Annotated in this window: 18 protein-coding genes; 9 read left to right on the top strand and 9 right to left on the bottom strand. The window is 36.7% G+C overall.

The annotated features are described in order from the left end of the window. Positions 1 to 482 precede the first annotated feature (482 nt). Entirely contained in the window at positions 483 to 1,757 is a 1,275-nt protein-coding gene (ltrA, locus tag C1N55_RS16760; RefSeq protein WP_137729881.1) for a group II intron reverse transcriptase/maturase, read from the top strand. Positions 1,758 to 1,971: 214 nt separating this feature from the next. After that, the gene (locus C1N55_RS16755) at positions 1,972 to 5,175 is read left to right on the top strand and encodes a DEAD/DEAH box helicase (RefSeq protein ID WP_137729880.1); all 3,204 of its coding nucleotides are present in this window, start codon (positions 1,972 to 1,974) and stop codon (positions 5,173 to 5,175) included. 189 nt (positions 5,176 to 5,364) lie between these two features. Here the strand turns inward: C1N55_RS16755 and C1N55_RS16750 are convergent, their stop codons facing one another. Beyond that, entirely contained in the window at positions 5,365 to 5,736 is a 372-nt protein-coding gene (locus tag C1N55_RS16750) for a VOC family protein (RefSeq protein ID WP_137729879.1), read from the bottom strand. Between the two features lie 266 nt (positions 5,737 to 6,002). Between C1N55_RS16750 and C1N55_RS16745 the strand changes: the two genes are divergently transcribed. Continuing rightward, positions 6,003 to 7,688, top strand: a complete 1,686-nt coding sequence (locus C1N55_RS16745) for a methyl-accepting chemotaxis protein (protein WP_137729878.1) — start codon at positions 6,003 to 6,005, stop codon at positions 7,686 to 7,688. A 134-nt stretch (positions 7,689 to 7,822) separates the two neighbouring features. Here the strand turns inward: C1N55_RS16745 and C1N55_RS16740 are convergent, their stop codons facing one another. Beyond that, entirely contained in the window at positions 7,823 to 9,397 is a 1,575-nt protein-coding gene (locus C1N55_RS16740; protein WP_168193885.1) for a sensor domain-containing diguanylate cyclase, read from the bottom strand. Positions 9,398 to 9,715: 318 nt separating this feature from the next. Between C1N55_RS16740 and C1N55_RS16735 the strand changes: the two genes are divergently transcribed. Further along, the gene (locus C1N55_RS16735; protein WP_137729876.1) at positions 9,716 to 10,855 is read left to right on the top strand and encodes a SpoIIE family protein phosphatase; all 1,140 of its coding nucleotides are present in this window, start codon (positions 9,716 to 9,718) and stop codon (positions 10,853 to 10,855) included. A 39-nt stretch (positions 10,856 to 10,894) separates the two neighbouring features. On the opposite strand, the gene C1N55_RS16730 is transcribed toward C1N55_RS16735, so the two are convergent. Together C1N55_RS16730 and C1N55_RS16725 are read right to left on the bottom strand one after the other, a co-directional pair. Further along, positions 10,895 to 11,749: a CheR family methyltransferase gene (locus tag C1N55_RS16730; RefSeq protein ID WP_137729875.1), complete on the bottom strand. Its 855-nt coding sequence runs from the start codon at positions 11,747 to 11,749 to the stop codon at positions 10,895 to 10,897. Beyond that, complete coding sequence (locus tag C1N55_RS16725; protein ID WP_137729874.1) at positions 11,733 to 14,567, bottom strand: response regulator; 2,835 nt, start codon at positions 14,565 to 14,567, stop codon at positions 11,733 to 11,735. Before C1N55_RS16725 ends, C1N55_RS16730 begins: the two co-directional genes overlap by 17 nt. 753 nt (positions 14,568 to 15,320) lie before the next feature. On the opposite strand from C1N55_RS16725, the gene C1N55_RS16720 reads away from it, so the two are divergent. Next, positions 15,321 to 16,232: a S66 peptidase family protein gene (locus tag C1N55_RS16720; protein ID WP_137729873.1), complete on the top strand. Its 912-nt coding sequence runs from the start codon at positions 15,321 to 15,323 to the stop codon at positions 16,230 to 16,232. A gap of 237 nt (positions 16,233 to 16,469) precedes the next feature. Here the strand turns inward: C1N55_RS16720 and C1N55_RS16715 are convergent, their stop codons facing one another. Next, on the bottom strand, positions 16,470 to 16,985 hold the full coding sequence (locus tag C1N55_RS16715) for a DIP1984 family protein (protein WP_137729872.1): 516 nt from the start codon (positions 16,983 to 16,985) through the stop codon (positions 16,470 to 16,472). Between the two features lie 11 nt (positions 16,986 to 16,996). Then, positions 16,997 to 17,686, bottom strand: coding sequence for a B3/B4 domain-containing protein (locus C1N55_RS16710; RefSeq protein WP_137729871.1), 690 nt, complete (start codon positions 17,684 to 17,686; stop codon positions 16,997 to 16,999). An 82-nt stretch (positions 17,687 to 17,768) separates the two neighbouring features. On the opposite strand from C1N55_RS16710, the gene queG reads away from it, so the two are divergent. Next, the gene (gene queG / locus C1N55_RS16705) at positions 17,769 to 18,902 is read left to right on the top strand and encodes a tRNA epoxyqueuosine(34) reductase QueG (RefSeq protein ID WP_137729870.1); all 1,134 of its coding nucleotides are present in this window, start codon (positions 17,769 to 17,771) and stop codon (positions 18,900 to 18,902) included. Between the two features lie 150 nt (positions 18,903 to 19,052). Next, positions 19,053 to 19,526, top strand: a complete 474-nt coding sequence (gene trmL / locus C1N55_RS16700) for a tRNA (uridine(34)/cytosine(34)/5-carboxymethylaminomethyluridine(34)-2'-O)-methyltransferase TrmL (RefSeq protein WP_137729869.1) — start codon at positions 19,053 to 19,055, stop codon at positions 19,524 to 19,526. Between the two features lie 48 nt (positions 19,527 to 19,574). Here trmL and C1N55_RS16695 read toward each other — a convergent pair whose 3' ends face one another. Further along, positions 19,575 to 19,988: a VOC family protein gene (locus C1N55_RS16695; protein ID WP_137729868.1), complete on the bottom strand. Its 414-nt coding sequence runs from the start codon at positions 19,986 to 19,988 to the stop codon at positions 19,575 to 19,577. 723 nt (positions 19,989 to 20,711) lie between these two features. Beyond that, positions 20,712 to 21,599: a VOC family protein gene (locus C1N55_RS16690; protein WP_137729867.1), complete on the bottom strand. Its 888-nt coding sequence runs from the start codon at positions 21,597 to 21,599 to the stop codon at positions 20,712 to 20,714. A 382-nt stretch (positions 21,600 to 21,981) separates the two neighbouring features. Between C1N55_RS16690 and C1N55_RS16685 the strand changes: the two genes are divergently transcribed. Then, positions 21,982 to 22,176 carry a hypothetical protein gene (locus C1N55_RS16685; RefSeq protein ID WP_240758320.1) on the top strand — a complete coding sequence of 65 codons (195 nt, stop codon included), beginning with the start codon at positions 21,982 to 21,984 and terminating at the stop codon, positions 22,174 to 22,176. Between the two features lie 95 nt (positions 22,177 to 22,271). On the opposite strand, the gene C1N55_RS16680 is transcribed toward C1N55_RS16685, so the two are convergent. Next, the gene (locus tag C1N55_RS16680; protein WP_137729866.1) at positions 22,272 to 23,885 is read right to left on the bottom strand and encodes a long-chain fatty acid--CoA ligase; all 1,614 of its coding nucleotides are present in this window, start codon (positions 23,883 to 23,885) and stop codon (positions 22,272 to 22,274) included. Between the two features lie 214 nt (positions 23,886 to 24,099). Between C1N55_RS16680 and C1N55_RS16675 the strand changes: the two genes are divergently transcribed. Then, on the top strand, positions 24,100 to 24,963 hold the full coding sequence (locus tag C1N55_RS16675) for an aldo/keto reductase (protein ID WP_137730673.1): 864 nt from the start codon (positions 24,100 to 24,102) through the stop codon (positions 24,961 to 24,963). The last annotated feature ends 47 nt before the right edge of the window (positions 24,964 to 25,010 follow it).

Here is a 25,010-nt window from a genome sequence, read left to right as displayed (position 1 = left end):
ACTATCTAGGTGGTGAAAGTCCACTGTGGGGGTACACATCGACCAACCACTAAGGAAGCGCAAGGTACTTATCGTGAGATAAGGGCTGGAGGAAGCGTGGAATAAAATCTTGACTTGACGAACAGAAATCTGATACCAAGGCTATACAAAGGGATAAGACTCCATAACAAGTCAAAGTCCAAAAGGTGTGCGTAACTTTGTAGGGTAAATCAGGCGAGTAAAAGAGGAAAGGTAGTTGTCTTACCCTGGGAGGTCTTGCGGATGTATATAGATACAGTCGAAAACGGTTAGTCGCAAGAAGTCAGCAGAAGCCATAGTAATGACATTTGGTCATGAAGGGCCGAACAATTTATAGTGTTTCAACGCCACAAATGCGTAAGTGACGGACTCCGAATGTGTTAATGGTGAAAGTATGAGCGTATCTCAAATGATAGCCAAAATGGAGATATTACTTACTACGTGAGAGGAAAGGAGAAACGAGTGTGCAACTATTAGAAAAGATTCTAAGCAATCGAAATATGAATGAAGCCTACTTATGTGTCTTTAGAAATAAAGGTGCAAGTGGGGTCGATGGAATAACGGTCGATGAACTTAAACAGTATCTGAAAGAAAACAAGGATGAGCTACGTGAGCGCATCAGAACTAGAAAATACCAACCACAAGCTGCCTTACGAGTGGAGATCCCAAAAGAAAATGGTAAGATGCGCAAACTGGGAATACCAACAGTAGTGGATAGGGTCGTTCAACAGGCAATTCATCAAGTACTCAGCCCGATATTTGAAAAAGAGTTTAGTGAATACAGTTACGGTTTCAGACCAAATAGAAGTTGTGAGATGGCAATTATAAAAAGCCTCGAATTTCTGAATGATGGACACGATTGGATAGTGGACATTGACCTTGAAAGATTTTTCGATACAGTCAACCATGATAAACTAATGCGAATTATATCCAATACAATCGTTGATGGAGATGTCATTTCTTTAATAAGAAAATACTTGGTCAGTGGGGTCATGGTAAAGGGTACATATGAAGAAACACCAATTGGAACTCCGCAAGGAGGAAACCTCAGCCCACTGTTAAGTAACATAATGTTGAATGAACTGGACAAGGAACTAGAAAGTAGAGGGCTTCAATTCGTGAGATATGCGGATGACGCCCTTATCTTCGTAAAGAGCGAGAAGTCTGCAAATCGAGTGATGGAATCAGTCGTGAAGTTTATAGAGAAGAAATTAGGGTTGATAGTCAATGCAGAAAAGAGTAAAATCGCTCGTCCAAAAGATTTGAAATTCTTGGGGTTTGGATATTATTACGATTCAAAATACAAGAAATATCAAGTTCGACCACATCCAATGTCAGTACAGAAATTTAAAAGGAAACTTCGGCAACTAACTAAGCGAAACTGGAGCATTCCGTTAGACTACCGAATATTGAAACTAAAACAAGTAATATTTGGTTGGGTAAATTACTTTAGAACTGCAAACATGAAAACGGCTATGCGTGAAATTGATATGAAACTACGCTTAAGAATAAGGGTAATTATTTGGAAACAATGGAAGGTACCAAGAAAACAGATTCGGTCGCTAATCCAATTAGGGATACCCGAAGAAGAAGCCAAAGGCTTAACATTCTGTAGGAAAGGTTATCGATTTATCGGATTATCGAAAGTTGTTCAAAGAGCAATGTCTAATAAAAGACTAGAACAGAGGGGAATACCCTCTGCTCTTGAACGTTACTTAGAAGTACACACTGTAATATAAATTGAAACGCCGTATACGAGACCCGTACGTACGGTGTTGTGAGAGGGGCGAAAATAAGTTAATTTATTTTCCCTCTACTCGATTTGCTTATTCGGTGGGATGACTTTGTTTACGGCCCCCATTCTCGAACACATTTAAATTCCATGATAAAATGAAAGTAGATAAAGAATTGATCGTAAAAATACAGATACTCTCTTGAAAGGAGCAGCCAAACATGGATATTAAAATAAATTTAAAAACCATCAAAGATATGTGTGGAACCGTCTCCTTTAAAAGAGGAGACTCTTTTTATCGTGCAGGTAAAGTTTCCATTAACAACCATACAACAGAAATTTGTGAAGCAACCGTCAAGGGAACTGAAGACTTCCATGTGACAATTGAGCGGCTGAAAAATGGGGAATTTCTATCTTCTTGTAGCTGCCCATCGTTGCCAAATATTAAACACAGCTGTCAGCACACTGCAGCGGTTCTAATTGCACTTTACGAACTGAAAAAACAAGGAATTTCTTATGAAAATATACATAATGAAAAGGAACGCGAATTAACAAATGATTTCATGACACTTTTTACGCGAGAAGCCAGCAGGAAAAGTGGACAACAGCTTCATTTTGAAAAAAGAGGAGTTGTTGAGGCTCGTTTTAACTTGAAACCAGTTATGATACTAGGGAATGAGTATTTGTTTGGAATTGAAGCAGATATTGCAACTGCCAAGGTGCAAAATATCCGGCAATTTTTACAGGATGTCCGTGAAGGGAAAACAAGTTCTATTTCGTCGACAGCAAACTATGATCCAGCGCTGCAATGTTTTTCTGCTGAAGTCGATGCATTAATTCACCAGCTAATTCATGTGGCTCAGGACGAAAGGGTTTATCTAGAAACAAAAGCTGATATGACCGGGTATGCAATCAGTAATGAACATTTGCTTATTCCTCCATCTGCGTGGCCCAGTCTAAAACCTTTACTATTAAATGCACCTTCTGTAACACTGGAGAGGAGTGACTATTCCTATACAAGCTTAAAGTTTCAAAATGATCCGCCTCCTTTACAATTTTATTTAGTGGAAGATCATCAAAACTATCTTCTCCATATGAAAGGATTTAATCAATTAATCATTTTGGATGCCTATAATGTTGTGATTAGTGAGGGAGAGATCTATCAGTTAGATGGACAGGATTGTGAACGACTGGTTCAACTGAAGAAAATGATTGTAACTCCAGCATCAAATGCGATTTCCATAAATAAGGACCAAATAGAATTCTTTATGAAAAAAGTGGTTCCTGGTTTAAAAAAAATCGGCAATGTGCAGCTATCCAGAGGGGTAACAGAACAATTCATGAAAACTCCACTGGTGGTTAAGGTTTACTTGGACCGTTTAAAAAATCGCCTCCTTGCAGGTCTTGAATTTCATTATGAAAATGTCGTGATTCAACCATTGGAAAGTCGAGAAACGCCTATTGGTCCCATGATTATTAGAGATCTAACTAAAGAAGATGAAATACTGGAACTGATGGAGGACAGTGGCTTTACAATAACCGAAGGCGGGTATTATATGCAAAATGAGGAATTGGAGTATGAATTTCTTTATCATACAGTGCCTCAGCTTCAGCGACTTGCCCAAGTTTATGCAACTACTGCTGTCCGTGTTCGTATTGTGAGGGACAATGCATTTCCGAAAATAAAAGTGAAGGTACCTAAAGAACGAACTGATTGGCTGGAGTTTAAGTTTGAGATGGACGGTATTGCCGACAAGCACATAAAGGAAATCTTAAAAGCACTTGAAATCAAACAAAAATACTATCGACTTCCCAGTGGCTCCTTGCTATCACTGCAAACTAGGGAAATGGAGGAGATTCGTCGTTTTCTATCGGCAATACCTGCTCAAGAAGATGATTTTGAAGCTAGTTTAAATATGCCAATTCTAGAAGGGCTAAAGTTTCTTGATTTGATGGATGAAAGTGAAGTGTTTTCTCCCGAAGAATCCTTCCGTCAGTTTGTTGATCAATTACTGCAGCCATCCAACTTAGAGTTTACTGTGCCTGAAAATTTACATCCTATTCTAAGGGATTACCAAAAGCAAGGATTTAAATGGATGAAGGCACTGGCAAGTTACGGTTTTGGCGGAGTGCTGGCAGATGACATGGGTCTCGGGAAGACTTTGCAAAGTATTACGTTTATCGTTTCGGAGCTAGCAAGTATACGTGAACAAAAACTTCCTGTTTTAATCGTTTGTCCATCATCTATAACGTATAATTGGCTCCATGAAATCATTACGTTTGCACCAGAGCTTCAAGCAATTGTTATTGATGGGAAAAAGGAAGATAGAGAAAGGCTGTTGAGGGAACTACATGAAGTCGATGTCATTATCACATCCTATCCACTACTGCGTCGGGACAGTAAATGGTATGAGAAACAATCCTTTCATACGGTTTTTTATGACGAAGCACAAAGCTTTAAAAACCCTTATACGCAAACAGCTAGAACTGTTAAGAAAATCCAGGCGAAAAATCGATTTGGCTTAACTGGAACACCGGTGGAAAATTCACTTGAAGAGCTATGGTCCATCTATCATGTCGTATTCCCTCAGCTTTTCCAAGGGCTTGAGGAATACAGTCATCTAACAAGAAAGTCGATTGCCCGTCGTGTTCGGCCATTTTTACTCCGCCGTGTTAAATTTGACGTGTTGCCGGAGTTGCCTGAAAAACATGAGCATCTTGATATTTCCGAGCTGCTTCCAGAACAAAAGAAGCTCTATACAGCCATGTTAGCCAAGCTCCGACATGATACGTTAAAGCATCTTGATAAACAAACATTCCAAAAGAATCGAATTCGGATTTTAGCAGGTCTAACAAGATTACGCCAAATCTGTTGTCATCCCGCTTTGTTTGTTGATGGATATAAAGGTGGTTCGGCAAAGTTTGAACAGCTTATGCAAATTTTAGAGGAGTCTCGACTATCGGGAAGACGAGTTTTGATTTTCTCTCAATTTACTAAAATGCTTGAACTAATAGGGAGAGAACTGACGATGCATGGACAAAGCTATTTCTATCTCGATGGAAAAACACCTTCTGAAGAAAGAGTAGATTTGTGTAATCGTTTTAATGATGGGGAGCAGGATCTTTTTTTAATCTCATTAAAAGCTGGTGGAACGGGTTTAAACCTGACTGGAGCAGATACGGTCATTTTATATGATTTGTGGTGGAATCCAGCAGTAGAGGATCAAGCCGCAGACCGTGCCTATCGAATGGGTCAGAAAAATGATGTACAAGTGATTAAGATGGTGGCAAAGGGGACAATTGAAGAAAAGATGAATGTACTCCAAGCAAAAAAGAGAGACCTCATTTCGGAGATTGTTGATTCCGATGGAAAAACTCAAACCTCTTTAACGGAAGAAGATATAAGAGAAATATTAACGATATAAAATAAAAGTGACTTAGCAAAAGTCAGACTATAAACGATTGAAAACTAAATTACTTCAAACGAAGAAAGGAGGTGTTTCCACTATATGAAACACCTCCTTTTACTTATGACAAAGTTTCACTCAAATTATTCTACATTGGGTCATGAAAACTTTAATTGTTTCATGCTGCTTATTAGCCAAACCGGAAGATTATCTATGTTGATCAATAAGAATAGGATTGCCATCTGGATCTTCGATTGTGAAATATCCTGGTCCTTCAGTTGATTCATCAGCTTCAGTTAAAATTTTAATGCCTTTTTGCTTAAGCTGTTTTTGTAGCTCACGAACATCTGTAAAGGAATCAAGATTTTCAGCATTTTGATTCCAACCGGGGTTAAATGTCATAATGTTCTTTTCAAACATTCCTTGGAACAGACCGATAACACAATCTCCATTCTTCATAATGAGCCAATTCTGTGTAATATCTCCTCCTAGATCATTAAACCCAAGATTCTCATAAAAAGCTTTTGAAGCGTTAATATCTTTTACATTTAAACTGATAGAAAATGAACCAAGTTGCATCTTACATCCTCCTAATTTTCAAATAGTCATAACTACTTAAAGTATAAGTGAATGAATTACAAAATTATACAATTGTTTTCAAAATAATATTAAATTACCATTGTAGCGAGTTAATAAAAGGGAAAATATTAGGACCAATTACTATTATATTTAACAGATTTATAGATACAATTGAGCAGATAAGTTGATTGTATACAAAAATGATTCTATTATAATATGAAAAGGTATGTATTATAGTAATAAATTAGTAATTGGAGGAAAATACTTTGAGCATTGCAAAAAAAATGCTAGCTTCATTTTCAGCCGTTATTATTTTAATGATAATAATCGGTGGAACTAGTATCTATAGTTTAAACCATGTAAACAAGGAATATGAAAGAGTAATTGAGGACAATATCAAACAACTTGCTGTCATAAATGACATTCGACGCTATGTACCATTACAACAGTTACAAATGCGCTCATACATATTGGAAGATTCATCAAAACAGTTGGAATTACTAGAACAACGACTTGATGAGGTATCAGGTTTCCTAGTTGACTTACAAGAAATTAATGCTCATAAGGAATTTAATGAAAAAATTCAAACAGCAATTGAGTATGAAAACCAGTTAATCGACCTGGGACATGAATTAATTGCTGAAGTTCAAAATGGAGATACACAAAGAGCTACAGAGATTGTATTAGTAGAAGCATATGATGCAAGTACATTACTTGTAAACACAATTGAAGAAATGCAAGTGAGAGAATATGAGATTATTAATTCAGTAAAAGACGAGGCAGCGAATGAGGCGAAAAAGGGAAGTAATTTCATTATTGCAGTCATCATTATTTCAGTTTTAGTAAGTGTTGGGATCGTGTTAATTTTAAACCGCATGATTACATATCCAGTAAAACGTGTTTCAGAGGCGGTTAAGGTTGTTTCGGAAGGGGATTTATCACAAAAGGATATAAAAATTCATTCAAAAGATGAAATTAAAACATTGGTAGATTCCTTTAACGAAATGAAAGCTTCTTTGCGTTCTGTTATTCAAAATACGAATGATAATGCGACATTACTTGCATCTTCAGCAGAAGAATTATTAGCAAGCACGGATGCAGTAAATAATCTATCACAGTCTGTTTCTAAGAATGTTGAAAGTACTGCACAAGCTGTGGAAGATAATGCATTGTCTTCAAATGAAAGTGCTTCTGCTATGGCTGAGACAGCAAGTGGAGTACAACGTATTGCAGAGGCAACAACCACTTTACAAGAAAAAGCAATCAGTACGAAAGCTGTTGCAAAATCCGGTGGACAAACTGTTGGTGATGCGCGAAATCAGATGCAAGTGATCTACCAATCTTCAGAGCAAGTCACAAAGCTAATCAACAAGCTGACAACTCAAATTAATGAAATTAGTAATATCTCGACTGTCATTACAGGCATCACAGAGCAAACAAATCTACTGGCATTGAATGCAGCGATTGAAGCGGCACGTGCAGGAGAACATGGGAAAGGCTTCGCTGTTGTAGCAGATGAGGTTCGTAAATTAGCAGAGGAATCAAAAGCATCGGCTACTCAAATTGTTGGCTTAACACAGGAAATTGTAGGAGATGCAAAAACAGTTCAACAAGCTGTTGGTTATAGCTTAGCGAATGCCCATGATGGTGTAGAGCTCATTAAAGAAGCGGGAGACGCATTTGAGCAAATCCATTTGGCCATTACCGATATCACCGATCAAGTAACGGATATCTCTTCTGTTACCGAAGAAATCTCGGCAGCTGCAGAACAAGTTGCAGCATCTATAAGTCAAGTGTCAACGAATTCTCAAAGTACAGCTGCTATTGCAGCAGAAGTGAGCGGAGCAGTTCAAGAACAAGTAGCGACAATCGAAGAAATCAATAGTGTATCGAAGGATTTAGGGGAAAAAGCAGTAATATTACAACACAGCATCCAGCATTTTAAACTGTAAAAAATGAAAGCAGTCACAATACGTGGCTGCTTTTAACAATATAGAGAACAAGGGCTTATTTCTTTTTTAGTAAAGGGAAAACGGCTTACCAATGGGAAATAGTGCTACTTTTTTTAAAATGGAAAACTTTGTTCCTAATCGTGTTCCCATATTGTTGTTTTATTTCTGCCATTTTCTTTGGATAGATATAGGGCTTTATCTGCAAATAAAAACAATTCGTCTAATGAATCGGAATGGAATGGGAATTCGGATATTCCACTGGAAATGGTGATTGGTTTACCGACCGGACTTATGGTATTGGCTATTGTAGTTCGAATTTTTTCTGTAAGATAATAGGCTTCCAAAGCTTTGGTTTCTGGAAGTAATAGAATAAATTCTTCCCCGCCAAAACGGAAAAAGCAGTCTTTCTTTTGTAGTAATGACTGAACGGTTTTCGCTAGAAACTTTAGGACTTCATCTCCGGCTTGATGTCCATAAGTATCGTTGATGATTTTAAAACGATCAATATCGATAGCAACTAAAGAGAATAGTTGTCCGTCATGAGCAATATAGGACATTACTTTATTAAGTTTCTTTCGATTAGGCAAACCAGTTAATGCATCTGTCATGGCTTCTTCTATTAATAAGTTGTTATTATTTTCAACCGCTTCTATGGCAATAATCAGACTCTTGGTTAAAAGATCGGCTTCCCGATTCCAATGTGATTTAAAAACAGGAGGTTGAATTTTCTGATCACTACTAAATTGATTGACAACATCTGCTAAATCGATAAACGGTTTAGCCAGCTTTCTAGCAAAACTTAGAGAAACAACAAGTAAAATGATAAAAGGGAACAAAATTGTTAAGAGAAGATTTTGAATATGTTTTTTTAATAGTCCATCCACATAGGAAACCGGTGTCTGTTGTACTACTCCCCAGCCAATTTCAGGAATATAGCTATATGCTGCCAACATTGGTACACCTTTAGTATTTGTCACACTTTCTATTCCACTTTGTCCCTGTATAAGCTTCGAAATAATGGGATTGCCTGTTATAATATCTCCGATTCGTTTTGAATCAGGGTGAAACAATAGTTCACCGTTCGGACCGATTACATAGTAATAAGAACCATTTTCATCAATGATATCGTTCCCAAGAATTTCATTAAGAACGTTTTGTTTGTGTAAGTAAATCGAGCCACCTATTATACCTCTATAATTTCCATCACTATCAAAAAAGGGTTCACTCATTAATACAATCATTCGACCACTAGGTGCCTTATATGGTGCTGTTAACATCGGCTTTTTTGCATCAACTACATCTTTTGTAATCCCTGAAATATATTCACCCTTTAGTCCGACGGTGATAGGCGCAATATCGCGAACCAAACCAGCTTCATCGATCCATGATAAAGAATTGAAGAATCGACTATTTTTTCTCAAAAGCTCAAGGTGCTCTTGAATTTCTTCATCTGTCATATCAGGATTTTCTTTAAGAAATTTAGCGGTTTCCTGCAAACTTATCCGCATAGATTTAAATAAGAAATTAACTGAACTACTTAATTTATCGGACTTTGAAGAATTAAGAGATAGATACGTATTAGTCAGTGATTTCTTTTCAGATTGGTAAGAGGCGAATAATAATATGAAAGTAGTTAGGAGAACGGATGTTGCAATAAGAGTCATAAACAAAGTTGTAAGTTTAAATTTTCGTTTTGAAAAAATTTCCATAAAATACATCCTATTAAGTTTGATTATTTTAAAACAGCTTATTAAGTTTATCATAAAAATATTTTTTGTTTAATTTTAAACTAAAGAACTTCTCTAATGTCGATTTTTTAAACAAGTGGTTTTTATTTTCTTTTATGGGGAATAACTTAAGAGGGAGTATATGAATATATCTATTATTTCACATGTAGGTTCATATAATCGTGAAACAGTAAACATTTTAGTATAATGAAAGAAGTAAGGTTAGATTACGGGAGTTAAAAAACTAAGTCTGAAAATTAGTAATATCGATACAATATAACTGGAATAGGGGAAATATACGTGACAATTCTTCTAGTAGATGATAATAAAGTAAATTTATTTGTCATCGAAAAAATATTAAATAGTGTAGGTTATAATGATAGTGTTTCCTTAACGTCTGCACATGAGCTTTTTGACTATCTACAAATTGATGCTCCGAATTCATCTCCTAAGCATGTAGATTTAATACTTTTGGATATTATGATGCCCGAAATCGACGGGATTGAGGCTTGTAAAATTCTTAAGGCTAATGAACGATATAAAGATATTCCGATTATTTTTGTCACAGCTTTAGACGACAAAAATAAATTAGCAGAAGCACTCGATTTAGGTGGAATCGACTACATAACAAAACCAATTGATAAGGTAGAACTCCTGGCACGTATCCGAGTAGCATTACGCTTGAAGGCTGAGTTAGATTGGCATACACAACACGAGAAGAAAATTCAATATGAACTTGATCTTGCAACAAATGTACAGAGAAGCCTACTTAGTCCCCCTTTAAAAGATGAAAAATTACAGGTGGAAGTATCCTATTTACCTTCATTTAATTTAGCGGGTGATATGTATTATTGGTATAAAATAAATGATCATCGCTATGCGGTTATTTTACTAGATATGATGGGTCATGGGATATCGGCTTCGCTATTATGTATGTTTATAACCTCGGTATTAAGAGAAGCAATCAAACAGATAATTGATCCAGTCGATGTAGTCAAAGAACTAAATCGTTATATGGCGCAATTACATAATGAAAAGGAATCCATTCAATACTATTTTACAGCGATTTATTTAGTAGTAGATACAGAGAAGAGAACAATCGAGTATGTAAATGCAGGACATCCTCATGGCTATGTATTATTAGATGAAACTCACATTGAGCCGTTAAATCAAGGTAGCTGTGCTATAGGATTCTTTGAAGAGATAAAAGTTGAGAAACAAATTATTCATTATGAAAAAGAAGCCCAAATCGTTTTATTTACTGATGGGTTACTTGAAGCTATCGCACCAGATGAATCTATGTCGGAAGTACGAATCAGAAATTTATCACAGCAAAAATGGAGTGATTCTCAATTACTTTTAGATGAACTTCTACCAAAGGATAAACAATCAAATCAACAGGATGATATGTGTCTTGTTCTTTTAAATGTACAAGCCTAATAAAAAACGGATACCCTCTCGGTATCCGTTTTTTAGTTCCTATTTTAATTTTTGATAGATTCGTTCATTGCCATTTACTTCATGATAATTTGACATAATATCAACAAAGCGAAGGGTTTCTTTATCGCCTAATCCGAGATATCCACCATTCATCAAGCTTTCATAAAATAGATTCTGTACTTGATTTTGCAGTAATTGTGTAAAGTAGATAAGCACATTACGACAAATGATCACATGGAACTCATTAAACGATTGATCAGTTACTAAATTGTGTTGTGCAAAGATTATATTCTTTAATAGTGAGTTGTGAAAGTAAGCATTTTGTCTATCGGTTTTATAATATTTAGAGAAAGATTCTTTTCCTCCAGCGAGCTGATAATTTTTGGTATATGCCTGCATTTTATGGATAGGGAAAACACCATTTTTTGCCTTTTCAAGTACATCTTCATTCATATCGGTTGCAAAAATAGTCGTTTTATCCATTAATCCTTCTTCTTCCATTAAAATAGCCATGGAAAATACCTCTTCGCCTGTAGCACATCCTGCATGCCATATTCGAATTTCAGGATAATCACGTAGCTTTGGAATAACTTCATTTCTAAATGCCCTGAAGAATGAAGGGTTTCGGAACATTTCAGTTACGTTGATCGAGAAATCATTCAAAATCTGATGTAAATAATCTTGGTCGTGAATGACTAAATTTGTTAGCTGAGTAATCGTAGAAAGATTACTTACTCGCATTCGATTATGAATCCTTCTTGTTATGGACGAACGATTATATAACCGAAAATCGTAACCGGATAAACGAAAAATCGCTTTTAGTAATAAATCAACTTCTAAATCCGTAAATTCAGTACTCAGGTCATGATGTTCAAAGTCAGATAGATGAGTCATCGTTATTCATACTCCCTTGAGAAACTAACCATACACGCAAAACAGAAAATAATTGCTCTAAGTTAATAGGCTTACTGATGTAATCTGATGCACCGGCCTCAATACATTTATCTCGGTCGTTTTTCATTGCTTTTGCAGTGATGGCGATAATTGGAATTTCAGTTAATTTTAATTCTTTTCGAATCTTGGTCATAGTTTCATAACCATCCATAACTGGCATCATAATATCCATTAATACTAAGTCTATCTCTTTATTTGTTTGCATGATTTCTAGACATTCTAAGCCATGTTTTGCTACTAGTATATTGACGCCATTGTGCTCAAGTGCTGTTTTAAGTGCAAAGATATTGCGATTGTCATCATCCACTATTAGCACATTTTTTCCTTCTAAAATATCAAATTCTGCTGTAAGAGTAGTAGGTTTTAAGATTACATCTGGCTCTGGCTGCTCTACAATTTCTACTTCAATAGGGTTGTCATTCATTATTTGAGTAGCTGCAACTTCTTCATGTCCAATATTTGTAAAATCTTCATTTATTTCTTTTAGGCATTCTTCACTTAAACCATTTGGCAAGCTCGGAAGAATCAAAGTAAAAGTACTGCCTTTTCCTTCTTCACTTTTTAGATCTATCCAGCCTCCAAGGAGTTTTGAAAACTCTTTACTAATGGATAAACCAAGCCCTGTGCCTCCGTATTTACGGACTGTTGCACCGTCTGCCTGTTGGAACGATTCGAAAATAAGCTGGTGTTTTTCTTTTGATATACCAATCCCGGTATCTATAATGGCTACTTCCAGCCAATCTTTGCTCAATTGTTGCATATTTGTGGATATCTGTTGTTCTTCTAATTGTTTTATTGCTAATGTAACGGATCCTTGTTCTGTAAATTTAAAGGCATTCGATAAAAGGTTTTTCAAAATTTGATTAAAACGTTTTTCATCCGTATGGAAGATATCATTTACATTTGAAGCTTTAATAATATTAAATTCAAGCTCTTTTTGTTTAGCAATTGGTGTAAAGGTCTGCTCCAATAAATGTGGAAGTTCGTCCATGTTGACTTCACCGAATAGGATATCCAGTTTACCTGCTTCAACCTTAGATAAATCTAAAATATCATTTATCAATGCCAATAAATCTTGTCCGGAAGAGTGAATCACTTTAGCAAATTCAGCTTGCTCATCTGTTAAGTTGTTCGTGTCATTCTCACCAAGCATTTCAGATAATATTAATATACTGTTAAGTGGCGTACGCAGTTCATGTGACATATTGGCTAGGAATTCGGATTTATAATTAGAGCTTAAGATAAGCTGTCCTGCAGTTGCTTCCAGCTCTTTCTTCGCTACCTCTAGTTCTTTCGATTTCGCCTCAGCATCTTTTGTTCTTTCTTCAAGTTGTTCATTGATAATAGTTAATTCTTCTGTTTGCATTTGCAATTCTTCAGATTGAGATTGTAATTCTTCTGACTGTGATTGCAATTCTTCAGATTGAGCTTGCAGTTCTTCTGTCATCGCTCTGGATTCGTTTAATAAGCGAACAATTTCCATTCGATCCATAATACTATTAACTGTTAACCCAAAGGACTCCAGCACGTTTTCAACCAGTTCAATTTCTAATGTATTGAAATTTTCAATAGACGCAAGTTCAATTACTGCAATTGTATTCTCTTCAAATTTAACAGGAACGATTAATAGGCTTTGAGGCGGTATTTCGCCAAGCCCGGTATTAATAAGACGGTAATCTTTTGGCAAGTTATTGGAATGGAAGACTTGTTGCTTTATGGCTACTTGTCCAATTAGTCCTTCACCAAGCTTAAATGATTCTCGTCCAATATCTTGACCTGAACCAGAAAAGGATGCTGTTTTTATAAAATCTGTTGAGTCAAGATCTTTATTAGCTATATAAAATGCACCATAAGTAGCATCTGTAATCTTCGTTATTTCAGTTAGGAAAATCTCAGATAATTTATTGATTGATGAAATACCTTGGTATTTTGTCAAAAGGGAAGCGAGGTTGGATTGCAACCATTCTCGATTCTCTACGCTATCTAATAATTCATTTGTTGCCATTGCTAATTCTTTAATTTCGTCATTTGTATTTACTTGAATGCGTTCTCCATAATCACCTTTAGATGCACTAATTCTATGTATTGAATTTGTAACATTCTGCACAGTCTTGATAATAGAGCTCGATACTGTTGTTGCGATAGTTATAGCTGTTAAGGTAACAATAATGAGAAACGCAATAATAGCAATACTAATTCTATTATTTTGATTATCTAATTCTGATGTAATGGCTGTAATGGCTTCACTTTCAGCAATTCTAAATTCCTCAAATTGCTGACCCATATAGTCAAGATCAGCACGACCCTCATCTACTCTGAAATGTTCTGCAAGCTCTCCAGTGTTTCCATCACGTTTCATAGCGATAACAGGGTCTCCGGATGTACTGATCCAATGGTTTATGGTTGCTTTAATAAGCGACAGTTTTTCCTGCTGTTCCGGATTATCTTTTAAAAGGGAATACAGATTATTATAATCCTTTTCCCAGTTCTCAGTGGCTTGATAATAGCTCTCTAAATAGCCATCATCTCCTGTAATAATATATCCTCGTTTGCCAGCCTGCATTTCCAGTATATTTTTTTCAATATTATTAGACAGTCCTAGAATCTGGGAATCATACTTAATAATTTGGTTGCGTTCATCTTGTAGTGAGCGCATCTGATTATTTAAAAATATTGCAGAAAATATTAAGGCAAGAACGATTATTACATATCCAAAGGTAATTTTCGAACGTATGCCCAAGCGAATTCTACTTTTCATTTTTACGTTTCCTACCTTTTCCAATGATTTAATATTATCTTATTATAAATATTGCATAATTTAAATAGATTAAGTCGAAAAAACAAGTATTTTATCAAAAAACACGAATAAGACAGATAGTATCTCTTTCTAATACCCTTTTCTTCATAGCTATAAACATCTTTCTCACAAATTTTTTACCCTGAATAGAAAATAGTCTATTACTACTACTAGAATCGAAAGAAAGATAAGATTGTTACTGGGTATTTGGGATTTTCGGTTTTAAAATGACGCCATCGATCACTACAATACCTGCTAATACAATCCAGGTTTAAGAAGTTGCTGTACCAATTAGTTGGTAGCGTATTAAACGTTATTTTAAGAAGATAAATGATAGAATAAAAATAAATATAGGTGTAGCGGGATTCATCAAGGAAGCATTAATAGAAGTAGTATAATAAACTCCTATATAAATAAGTGTATTAAAAGCAAAACCCCGGTGAATGAAGGGGCAAGAATAATCTTCCAATTGTCTATTAATTTTGGCCAGTCGACTTTCACATGTTTGATAGCAATTTGGAAAAGGACTGGGAAGGCGAGGTACCATCTTAAAAAAGTAAGTGTAAATGGAGGGATTTCTCCACTAACGGCACGTCCAATTAATTTTAGATACTATATCTATTATAGCTGGAGAATATTAAAATGTAGACGTATATTGGAAAAATTGGAAGAGTTTTAAGTAGATTCATTATTAAAAAGTCTGGAGGAAGAAACATGAAAATTAGACCGCAACGATTAAAACAAGGCGATACAGTCGGAGTTTTAGCTTTAAGTGGACCACTTAAAATGGAGTACTTGCCGGAAAAGTTAGCACTTCTTGAAAGTCTTGGTTTGAAAGTTAAATTAGGAGAAACAGTGGGGCTTACAAAGAAATATTTAGCTGGTACGGATGATGAACGACTGAATGACTTACATAAAATGATTCAAGATCCAGAAATAAGAGGCATCTTCTGTTTAAAAGGTGGTTACGGAGCAGCACGGATTGCAAATCGAATTGATTATCAAGCGTTAACGGAAAATCCGAAAATCTTTTGGGGGTTCTCAGATGTTACTTATTTCCATACTGCCTTTCAAGAGTTCTCAAATATCGTTACTTTTCATGGCCCGATGCTTTCATCTACAGGGTCAAATGAACTTTCAGATCTTTCGAGAAGAATGTTCCAACAGCTTTTCACCCCTTTTGAAATACAGTACGACGAAAATCTAACTCCTTTAAAAACTCTTATTCCTGGCAATGCACGAGGGGAAATAACAGGTGGAAATTTAAACCGTTTAGTGAGTACATTAGGAACTAAATTTGAAGTAGTTACGAAAAATAAAATAGTGTTGCTTGAGGATATTGGAGAGTCCATGGAAAATATTGATAGCATGTTAAATCAGCTTCGTCTATCCCGAAAATTAGAAGAGGCAGCTGGATTTGTTATTGGAAACTTTACTGCTATAAATGATGGAACATTGGAAGAGGTATGGGCACTTTTTGAAGAGTATTTAAAACCATTTGGAAAACCGACTGTTGCTGGATTTATGATTGGTCATTGTGAACCTAATATTGCAATTCCATTAGGTGTCGAAGCCATTTTGGATGCTGATTTAAAGGTTCTTCGAATCTTGCCTGGTGTGGAGTAATTCAATAAGTTCAAAAAGGAAAACCACGATTTTCGCTAAATTAGCAAGAAATCGTGGTTTTGTAACGTATGTACCGTCAATTCAAGATTCCTATAATTGAGTTTTGTAACTTTGACTATAGTTGGTTATTAGTTAAAGGTCACAGGGTAACTGGTTACAGGTAATCGGTTTGGTTAAATGCTTCAAAAAGCGTGCGACAGTACATACGCCTCGGTTTGGAGTCTCACCGCACCGAGATTAGATATATTTGGAATCATCAAATTCAATTTCGACTTGGTAATTCTTTGCATTAATTAAATTCGATAAACGATGTGCCTCTTTTTCTATTTCAATTGCACGTTTTCGGTATTCCGCAGGGTCGTACATGGCAACGTTATAGAAAATGACAGATTCACTGGCACTATGGTAAAGTGCTTCTTTTTCGGACTGGCCAAGGTGTTTATATAGACTAGCTTCAGCACGCAATTGCGATGCTAGTTCAATTGCTTCAACAATTGGCAATTCTTCGCCTTTAAAAGAAACCGTATTATCAATATTTGCTCGGTAAATAAGCTTGTCCAGTAACCTGGAGTCTTTCCGCACTTGTGCAAGTTCCGTTTCTACTTCACTGATTGATCGACCAGATGTTTTTGGTTCTTGCCCTTTTTCCACAACAGCATGTGAGACATGATGGATTTCACTGATAAGTTCTTGGATTTTTTTCGTTAAAATACTTTTTAACTTAACCCCTTCTGCTAATGGTATCTTCTTCATAGCATTCACCCCTATATTGAAAGTACAAGATTATCCTGGTTTAATAAGAAACTTTCATAGTCACCGCCATTTACTTGTGTAAACATTTTGCCGGCAGTTGCTAATAATTGATGACATTGTGCCTCATCCAATGATGGTCTTAAATAGAAAATTTGTAATGCGTGTGAAGTTTCCTCTGTAACAGCAGTTCGAACAGAATCAACAAATGGACTACCAAAAGCCCCTTCTTGATCTTTACTATATAAAATATGATTCAAAGAATTAAAACGTCCGTTTAGCCCATCGTATCCAGTTTGCTCAGTCCCCAGGGTAATCTCAATATCTCCGACTAGTTTTTCAATATCATAGATACCAATTGGAATCTCATATTGAAGGGAGAAAAAATTATTGATATCAACTGCTGAATGGAATGGGGTTAAATAGTTTTGTTTTGCAATTCGGCGCATCAAGCTTTCAGCAGAATGTCGATAGCGATTGGGATCAGCGCCAAATGACTTCCAAACAGTCCGCCATTCCGCAATTCCTTCTCTTTGAGTTACAGGATTTTCTTGAAGTTCCAAATACAAGTTTTCCTGATAAAGTTGTGTGCGTCCTTTTATCATTTGAGGAGATTCTGACACAACAATTTTGGTATAATGGATAATGCCGATTTTGACTTGGTCGTTTGTTTGAAGAATTGATTTGTCTAAGGAGATGTTCAAGCAAATCACCTACAATTTTTAGATTTCACCGAATACTTGCGGTTAAAATATATTTTACCAAAAAAAGGAGTTGAATGCGAAAATGAAAATCGAACAATTGCAAACAGAGTTAGTTGAATACGCAAAGTCCATTGGCGTGGACAAAATCGGTTTTACGCATGCCTCTCCCTTTCATGAGATGAAAAATCGATTAAAACGTCAGCAGGAGTTGGGCTATCAATCGGGTTTTGAAGAATCGGATATTGAGAAAAGGACCGAGCCCCTGCTTCTTTTAGATAGCGCAGAAAGTATTATCGCCATTGCTCTAGCATACCCATCGAGAATGCAAGATGCCCCAACAGGTAAGAAGGGTGAACGTCGTGGGATTTTTGCTAGAGCCTCATGGGGCATCGATTACCACGTTGCTATGCGGGAGCGTTTAAACTTAATTGAAGAATGGTTGAAAAAGCGCATTCCTAATGCTCAAACCAAGTCGATGGTAGACACTGGTGAGCTGGTGGACCGAGCAGTTGCAGAGCGAGCGGGTATTGGTTGGAGTGGCAAGAACTGTTCGATTATTACTCCGGAGTTTGGTTCATACGTATACTTAGGAGAAATGATCACCAATATTCCTTTTAAACCAGATACACCAATTGAGGATGAATGTGGGGATTGCCGACTGTGTTTAGATGTTTGTCCAACAGGAGCATTGGTCGAGGGCGGGCAGCTAAATTCAAAGCGTTGTGTGGCATTCCTAACGCAAACGAAAGACTTTTTACCGGATGAGTTTCGGAAAGAACTGGGAAATCGTATTTATGGCTGTGATACATGCCAAACAGTTTGCCCTAAAAATAAAGGGAAAAGCAACTGGATTCATGATGAGTTTAAGCCAGATCCAGAGTTGGCAAAACCCCTTTTACAACCGCTGCTTCAAATGTCGAATAAAGAATTTAAAGCCAAGTTTGGCTATATGTCTGGCTCCTGGAGAGGCAAGAAGCCCATACAGCGTAATGCCATTATTGCACTGGCGCACTTTAAAGAACAATCAGCTATACCAGATTTAATCACTATTATGTCTAAAGATGAACGTCCAGTGATGCGTGGAACAGCTGCATGGGCTATAGGGAAAATCGGTGGTCCAAGTGCAAAAGAAGCATTACAAAAGGCCATGGATGTTGAAAAAGATGAAGAAGTTCTTCGCGAGATCGAGAAGGGGCTTAAGTTATTGAATGCTTAAGTAAGATAACATTGGGTGGCTAGTGAATTTGCTAGTTGCCGATAACTAAGCATAATAGCCAGTAAATGAAGAGGTTATTTAATGTTGAAGAAAGTACTTTTCTTCAATAATATAATTGTAGTAGAAATATAGTGAGGGAAGTGTCCTGATTTGCCATTGCATATCGTATTATATCAACCTGAAATTCCAGCCAATACGGGAAACATTGCTCGTACTTGTGCAGGAACAAAGACATCTTTACATTTAATCCGCCCACTAGGGTTTTCGACAGATGATAAAATGCTTAAACGTGCGGGATTAGATTATTGGCACTCAGTCAATATTGTCTATCACGATAGTTTAGAAGACTTTATCCAGTATTCAAATGATGGCGAGCTATTTCTTATTGAAACTTACAGTGATGAACCATACTCCAACCATGACTTTAGCGATAAAGAAAAAGATATTTATTTCATGTTTGGGAAAGAGACGACGGGTTTGCCAAAGGATTTTGCCTATGAACGCCGCGATAAATGTTTGCGTATACCCCAGAGTGATCATGTACGCTCGCTAAATTTATCGAACACGGCAGCCATCATCATTTACGAAGCATTACGTCAACAAAATTTCCCTGGATTAAAATAGTATAAAGCTCCATTGTGTAGTGTAAATGCCACACAATGGAGCTTTATTTTATATTCCGTTTGTGTTCATTAAAACAATTCGCCAGCCATCTGGATCCTCAATTGTAACCCCTTTTTCTTCCCAATAAGGGTTTTCAGGAGCTACTTCTGGATAACCCATTTCCTTTAGTCTTTTTGCAATAGCATCAATAGATGCTTGATTCGGGATATAAAATACAAGTAGGTTATCCTTACTTGGTGCAGGACATGGGCTACCCTCAATATGCTGTGTAAATTCCAAATGATAGCTAGCATCAGGCATGCCAATTAATAGACCAGTATAGCCTCGGTGCCCACTAAAAGATCCAATTTTCTCTAAGCCCACTCCCTCACAATAAAACCTTTCCAGCACTTCAATTTGATCTGTAGGCCGGGCAACACGTACTTGTACCACAGGCAATTCAGTTGGCCATCGTTTTTCCACAAAAATTCCCCCTTTCGTTCATTTTAAAGGGACTATTAATGGTCATACATTCGCCATTTGACTGAATTTGGTTGGGAACAGGGGTCTTTTTTTTATGAAGAGATTGAGGAATCTTCGAAATAAATATTGGTGCAAAAAGTAAAAGTAGGTACGAGAGACAGTGCTTCCTAACTGGTATTGGATTGGGGCAAATAAGCGAGAGAGATTGCTTCTCAATGTTCAAAGGAGTTTGATTTGATTGATTATGGGAAGCGAGGGTGCAACTCGTAGCCCAAAATCGAAGAAGTAAAAAAAGTTGTCATTGATATACAGTCTCGTGGACAAAAATCCAAGAAATAAGAAAAAATTGTCCCCGAAAAGCAATCTCGAGGACAAAAATTGCAGGACTAAGAAAAAATTGTCCCTGATAAGCAGTCTCGAGGACAAAAATTGCAGGACTAAGAAAAAGTTGTCCCTGATAAGCAGTCTCGAGGACAAAAATTGCAGGACTAAGAAAAAGTTGTCCCTGATATACAGTCTCGAGGACAAAAATTGCAGGACTAAGGAAAATTTGTCCCTGATAAGCAGTCTCGTGGACACAAATCCAAGAAATAAGAAAAAATTGCCCTCGATAAGCACACTCGAGGACAAAAATCGCAGGACTAAGAAAAAATTGTCGTTAACTTATAAGGAAAGTCTCTGAGTGCAGGACAATCAATAGCGGCTTCCTAAGTTGCTTCTTTTTTATACCCCATCAAAAGTAAAAACAATACGAATTCCAGATGGGTCAAGGGTTGAGAAGTTTTGCACGCCGCCGAAATCAGATGCACCTTCGAAAACTTCTACTTTTGCACCCATTGAAGCCAGATTACTCTTAATTTGATCAGCTTGTGCTTCATTGTCTAACACGATAGTAAACGATTTAAGGCCTATACCATTCTCCGGAACTGGGGTACCGTTTAAGCTTTCCCAAGTATTTAGACCGATATGATGGTGATACTTCCCAGTTGAGATAAATAATGCTTGATCCCCGTAACGGGTTACAATTTCGTAGCCTAAAGCTTGTGTGTAGAATTTTTCGCTCTCCGCTAAATTTGCAACAGATAAGTGGATATGACCCATGACTGTTCCATTAGGCAGACCACTCCATGTCCCGTCAGCATCTCGGAGTACAGATTGTACATCGACTTGCTCAGTTGTCATGTAGACTTTACCATCCTCTTGCCAAATCCACTCTTGTTCAGGTCGATCAGAGTATACCTCAATACCGTTTCCATCAGGATCGTTTAAGTAAAACGCTTCACTTACATGATGGTCACCTGCTCCTACTCGTACATTTTGCTGAATAATATTTTGAATAAAGTTACCTAAGTCTTTACGAGTGGGTAGTAAAAGAGCAAAGTGATATAGCCCAGCTTGACCACGTCTTAATGGAAGGGCATTCGGTACTTCTTCTAATGATAACAAACTTGTAGACCCATCAAATGTTAGGACTGCGGATGTCTGTGTTTGCTCCAAGACATCAAATCCAATGATGGATTTATAATAATCAATTGAACGTTCAAGGTTTGAAACCTTTAACTGAACATGTGAAACATACATATTGGGTTTTTTATGAAAGTGTGTCGGCATAGAATTTGCCTCCTTTAGATAATCAACTTACTTTATGTAACTAAGTATATTTTTGATAGTAGTAAAAGTCAAGAGGCTATCAAGAGGAAAGTGTATTAAAAAAAGAAGCTAGGATAACTTATGTTACCCTAGCTTCTTTTGTACTATGATTATTTGTTTGATGTGTAATCGCCTTCATAACCAGCTGTAAAGATAGCGATTAAGAATGCTACTGTAACACCAAGAATTAATACTAAACCCATGGAAGTATCCTCCTTGTGTATATAAAATCTCTCTACTAAGTATAGCTCAAATAAAAAAACTTTACTACATTAATTTCTTATATCAAAAAGAGGTTCAATTCTCATTATTGGGTAATAATAAAGAAAGGAGGCTGATGATTGTGGAACAAGATAAATCTATTTTAAGCGGAACTATGGCAAATAATATGGAAGACTTAATTTTTTTAGGAAAGCAAATGGAACGGATGCGTGATGGTGCACAATTGGAGGAAGATGAACGTTTCCCGGATCCTATTCAATTTGATGAGCTCGATAATGATAATGATGAAAAAGAAAGTCTAAAACGAAAAAATTAATAGATCAATTCCCAATATACAGCGTATTATACCGTAAACTTCTACTCTCGAAAAAAAGGGGGTTTCCCCTATAAAATGGAGATACCCCTCTTCTCTTAAATCTTCACTTGATAATCTTTTAAATCTTCTCTTAATTTTGCTTTTAAGAATTTACCAACAGATGTTTTTGGAATTTCGTTTAGGAAGACAATATCATCCGGTAGCCACCATTTTGCGAATTGTCCTTCTAAGTAACTGATTAATGCCTCTTTTGTAGCTTCTTTTCCTTCTTTTAAAACAACGCAGGCTAATGGGCGTTCCAGCCATTTCTCGTGGGGAATGGCAATAACAGCTGCTTCAAAAATTGCTTCATGTGTCATTAAAGCATTTTCTATTTCAACCGAAGAAATCCATTCACCGCCACTTTTGATTAAATCTTTCGTACGATCTGTAATTTTTATATACCCTTCAGGAGTTACAACGGCAATATCTCCCGTGTAAAGCCATCCATCCTTGAATGCGTCTATCGATCTTTCATCTTTATAATACTCATTTGCAATCCAAGGTCCGCGTATGCGAAGTTCACCCATAGTTCTACCATCCCATGGAACAACGCCCGTCTCATTCACTACCTCCGTATCAAGTAGAGGAACGGTTAATCCTTGTGAAGCACGAATATCTAATTTCTCTTCAGGAGTCCAATCGTCCATAGCAGATGTGTAATTAGATAACGAAACAATCGGTGAAGTTTCCGTCATCCCGTAGCCAACAATATATGGAACCTTAAATGTCTCCTCGAAGGTTTTGATTAATCCTTTTGGTGAAGCTGATCCTCCACACACAACAGCACGCAAAGACGAAATGTTGCGAGGATTTTTCTGTTGTTCCTGGGCAACGCCTAACCAAATTGTTGGTACTCCTGCTGTTAAGGTCACTTTTTCTTGTTCGACTAAGTCGAGTATTAAGGAAGGTGTGAAGGCCGGACCTGGTAACACTTGAGTTGAACCATAAGCAACACCTGCAAAGGGTAAGCCCCAAGCATTTGCATGGAACATTGGAACAATAGGTAAAACGACATCTTGTTCACGTACGCCCATACTGTCTGCTAAACCGAGTGCTAGACTGTGTAGCACTAGACCACGGTGTGAATAGACCACCCCTTTTGGCATGCCTGTTGTTGCACTTGTATAACACATTCCAGCAGGGGCATTTTCATCTAAATCTTTAGGGAAATCAAATGTATCATCAGTTTCAGCCAGTAATTTTTCATAGGAGTGAATATTTGGGAAGCTGGATTCAGGAACGTCCATATTATCTTGCATCACGACAATATGTTTCACCGTTTTTAGATATGGAATTGCTTTTTCAAATAATGGGAGTAGATCACCATCAATTAATAGAATTTCATCTTCAGCATGATTAATAACGTAAATAATATGTTCAGGGGATAAACGAATATTAATCATATGCAAAATAGCACCAGCGCAAGGAACAGCAAAATAAGCTTCTAGATGTCGATGATGATTCCATGCAAAAGAACCCACTTTCGTTCCTTGTTTCATGCCTAGTTTAGTTAATGCATTTGCTAGTTTTCGAGTACGCTTGACATATTCTTTATAGGTAATGCGATGAATGGTATCTGAGCTAGTTCTCGAAATAATTAATTTCTGTGGAAAATATCTTTCAACCCGATCTAAAAAGCTAGTTAACAATAACGGTGTATCCATCATAAATAGTAACCTCCCTAAATTACATAGTAAACGGACGTTAGGATAAGAAAATAGTCCTTTATTATTTATATTTATAGAAGTTGATAGTTAGAACGATGAAATATGTAAAAATAATTGTTATGTGAGATTTTAATATAGCAAGCTATAGAGATAAATAGTAATGAGATTAAATGATTAAAGCGATTGTTTTGGTATGATTGAAATCCATCATATAATGAAGATAGAAAAGATAGGAGTGAGTAAATTGACGGTAGTAATCCCATCAAAAATATTAGCAAATGGAGTAAACATGCCCTATTTAGGCTTGGGCGTTTACAAAATGACAAATCGTGAAGAAGCAATCCAGGCTATGAGTAAGGCCCTTGAGTTTGGTTATCGTGCCATCGATACTGCTGCACTTTATTACAATGAGGAAGAGGTTGGGGAAGCGATTCGGGCTTCGGAAGTTCCGCGAGAAGAAATTTTTGTCACAACGAAGGTTTGGAACACAGATCAGGGCTACGATGAAACATTACGTGCATTTGAAACCTCAATGAAAAAATTAGGTCTTGACTATATAGATTTATATTTAACGCATTGGCCAGTAGAGGAGAAGTTCGTGGATACGTATCGTGCAATTGAGCGCCTTTATGAAGAACGGCTAATTCGCGTACCAGGTGTATCAAACCACCATATACACCATCTTGAGAAAGTATTTTTAAAAGCAAATGTAAAACCAATGGTCAATCAAGTTGAAATGCATCCCTATTTATCACAAGAACAGCTAAGCGCATTTTGTAAAGAAAATGAGATGGCACTTACTGCATGGTCACCACTAGGTCGTGGAGTGATTCTTCAGGATGAAACAATTTTGGCGATTGCTGAAAAAGTCGGGAAGTCTACAGCACAAGTAATCCTTCGTTGGCATTATCAACATGATAGTATTTCGATACCGAAGTCTGTTACACCATGTCGCATTAAGGAAAATGCTCAAGTTTTTGATTTTGAGCTTTCCAAAGAACAAATGACTCGTCTTGACCAATTAAATAAAAATCAACGCTTCGGTAAGAACCCGGATAACTTTAACTTCGATTTCTAAGATCTACTGCCAGGAATGTCTTATCTCTAAGACTCTACTGGCAGTTC

Origin of the sequence: Lysinibacillus sp. SGAir0095, assembly GCF_005491425.1 — a bacterium.
Taxonomy (GTDB): domain Bacteria; phylum Bacillota; class Bacilli; order Bacillales_A; family Planococcaceae; genus Ureibacillus.
This window is presented reverse-complemented; position numbering and strand designations above follow the sequence as displayed.

Coding starts and splice junctions, on each gene's coding strand:
- C1N55_RS16675 (WP_137730673.1), top strand. CDS start 24,100: ATGAAGATAGAAAAGATAGGAGTGAGTAAATTGACGGTAGTAATCCCA.
- C1N55_RS16750 (WP_137729879.1), bottom strand. CDS start 5,736: ATGCAACTTGGTTCATTTTCTATCAGTTTAAATGTAAAAGATATTAAC.
- C1N55_RS16680 (WP_137729866.1), bottom strand. CDS start 23,885: ATGATGGATACACCGTTATTGTTAACTAGCTTTTTAGATCGGGTTGAA.
- C1N55_RS16715 (WP_137729872.1), bottom strand. CDS start 16,985: ATGAAGAAGATACCATTAGCAGAAGGGGTTAAGTTAAAAAGTATTTTA.
- C1N55_RS16725 (WP_137729874.1), bottom strand. CDS start 14,567: ATGAAAAGTAGAATTCGCTTGGGCATACGTTCGAAAATTACCTTTGGA.
- queG (WP_137729870.1), top strand. CDS start 17,769: ATGAAAATCGAACAATTGCAAACAGAGTTAGTTGAATACGCAAAGTCC.
- C1N55_RS16730 (WP_137729875.1), bottom strand. CDS start 11,749: ATGACTCATCTATCTGACTTTGAACATCATGACCTGAGTACTGAATTT.
- C1N55_RS16755 (WP_137729880.1), top strand. CDS start 1,972: ATGGATATTAAAATAAATTTAAAAACCATCAAAGATATGTGTGGAACC.
- C1N55_RS16690 (WP_137729867.1), bottom strand. CDS start 21,599: ATGCCGACACACTTTCATAAAAAACCCAATATGTATGTTTCACATGTT.
- C1N55_RS16720 (WP_137729873.1), top strand. CDS start 15,321: ATGAAAATTAGACCGCAACGATTAAAACAAGGCGATACAGTCGGAGTT.
- C1N55_RS16740 (WP_168193885.1), bottom strand. CDS start 9,397: ATGGAAATTTTTTCAAAACGAAAATTTAAACTTACAACTTTGTTTATG.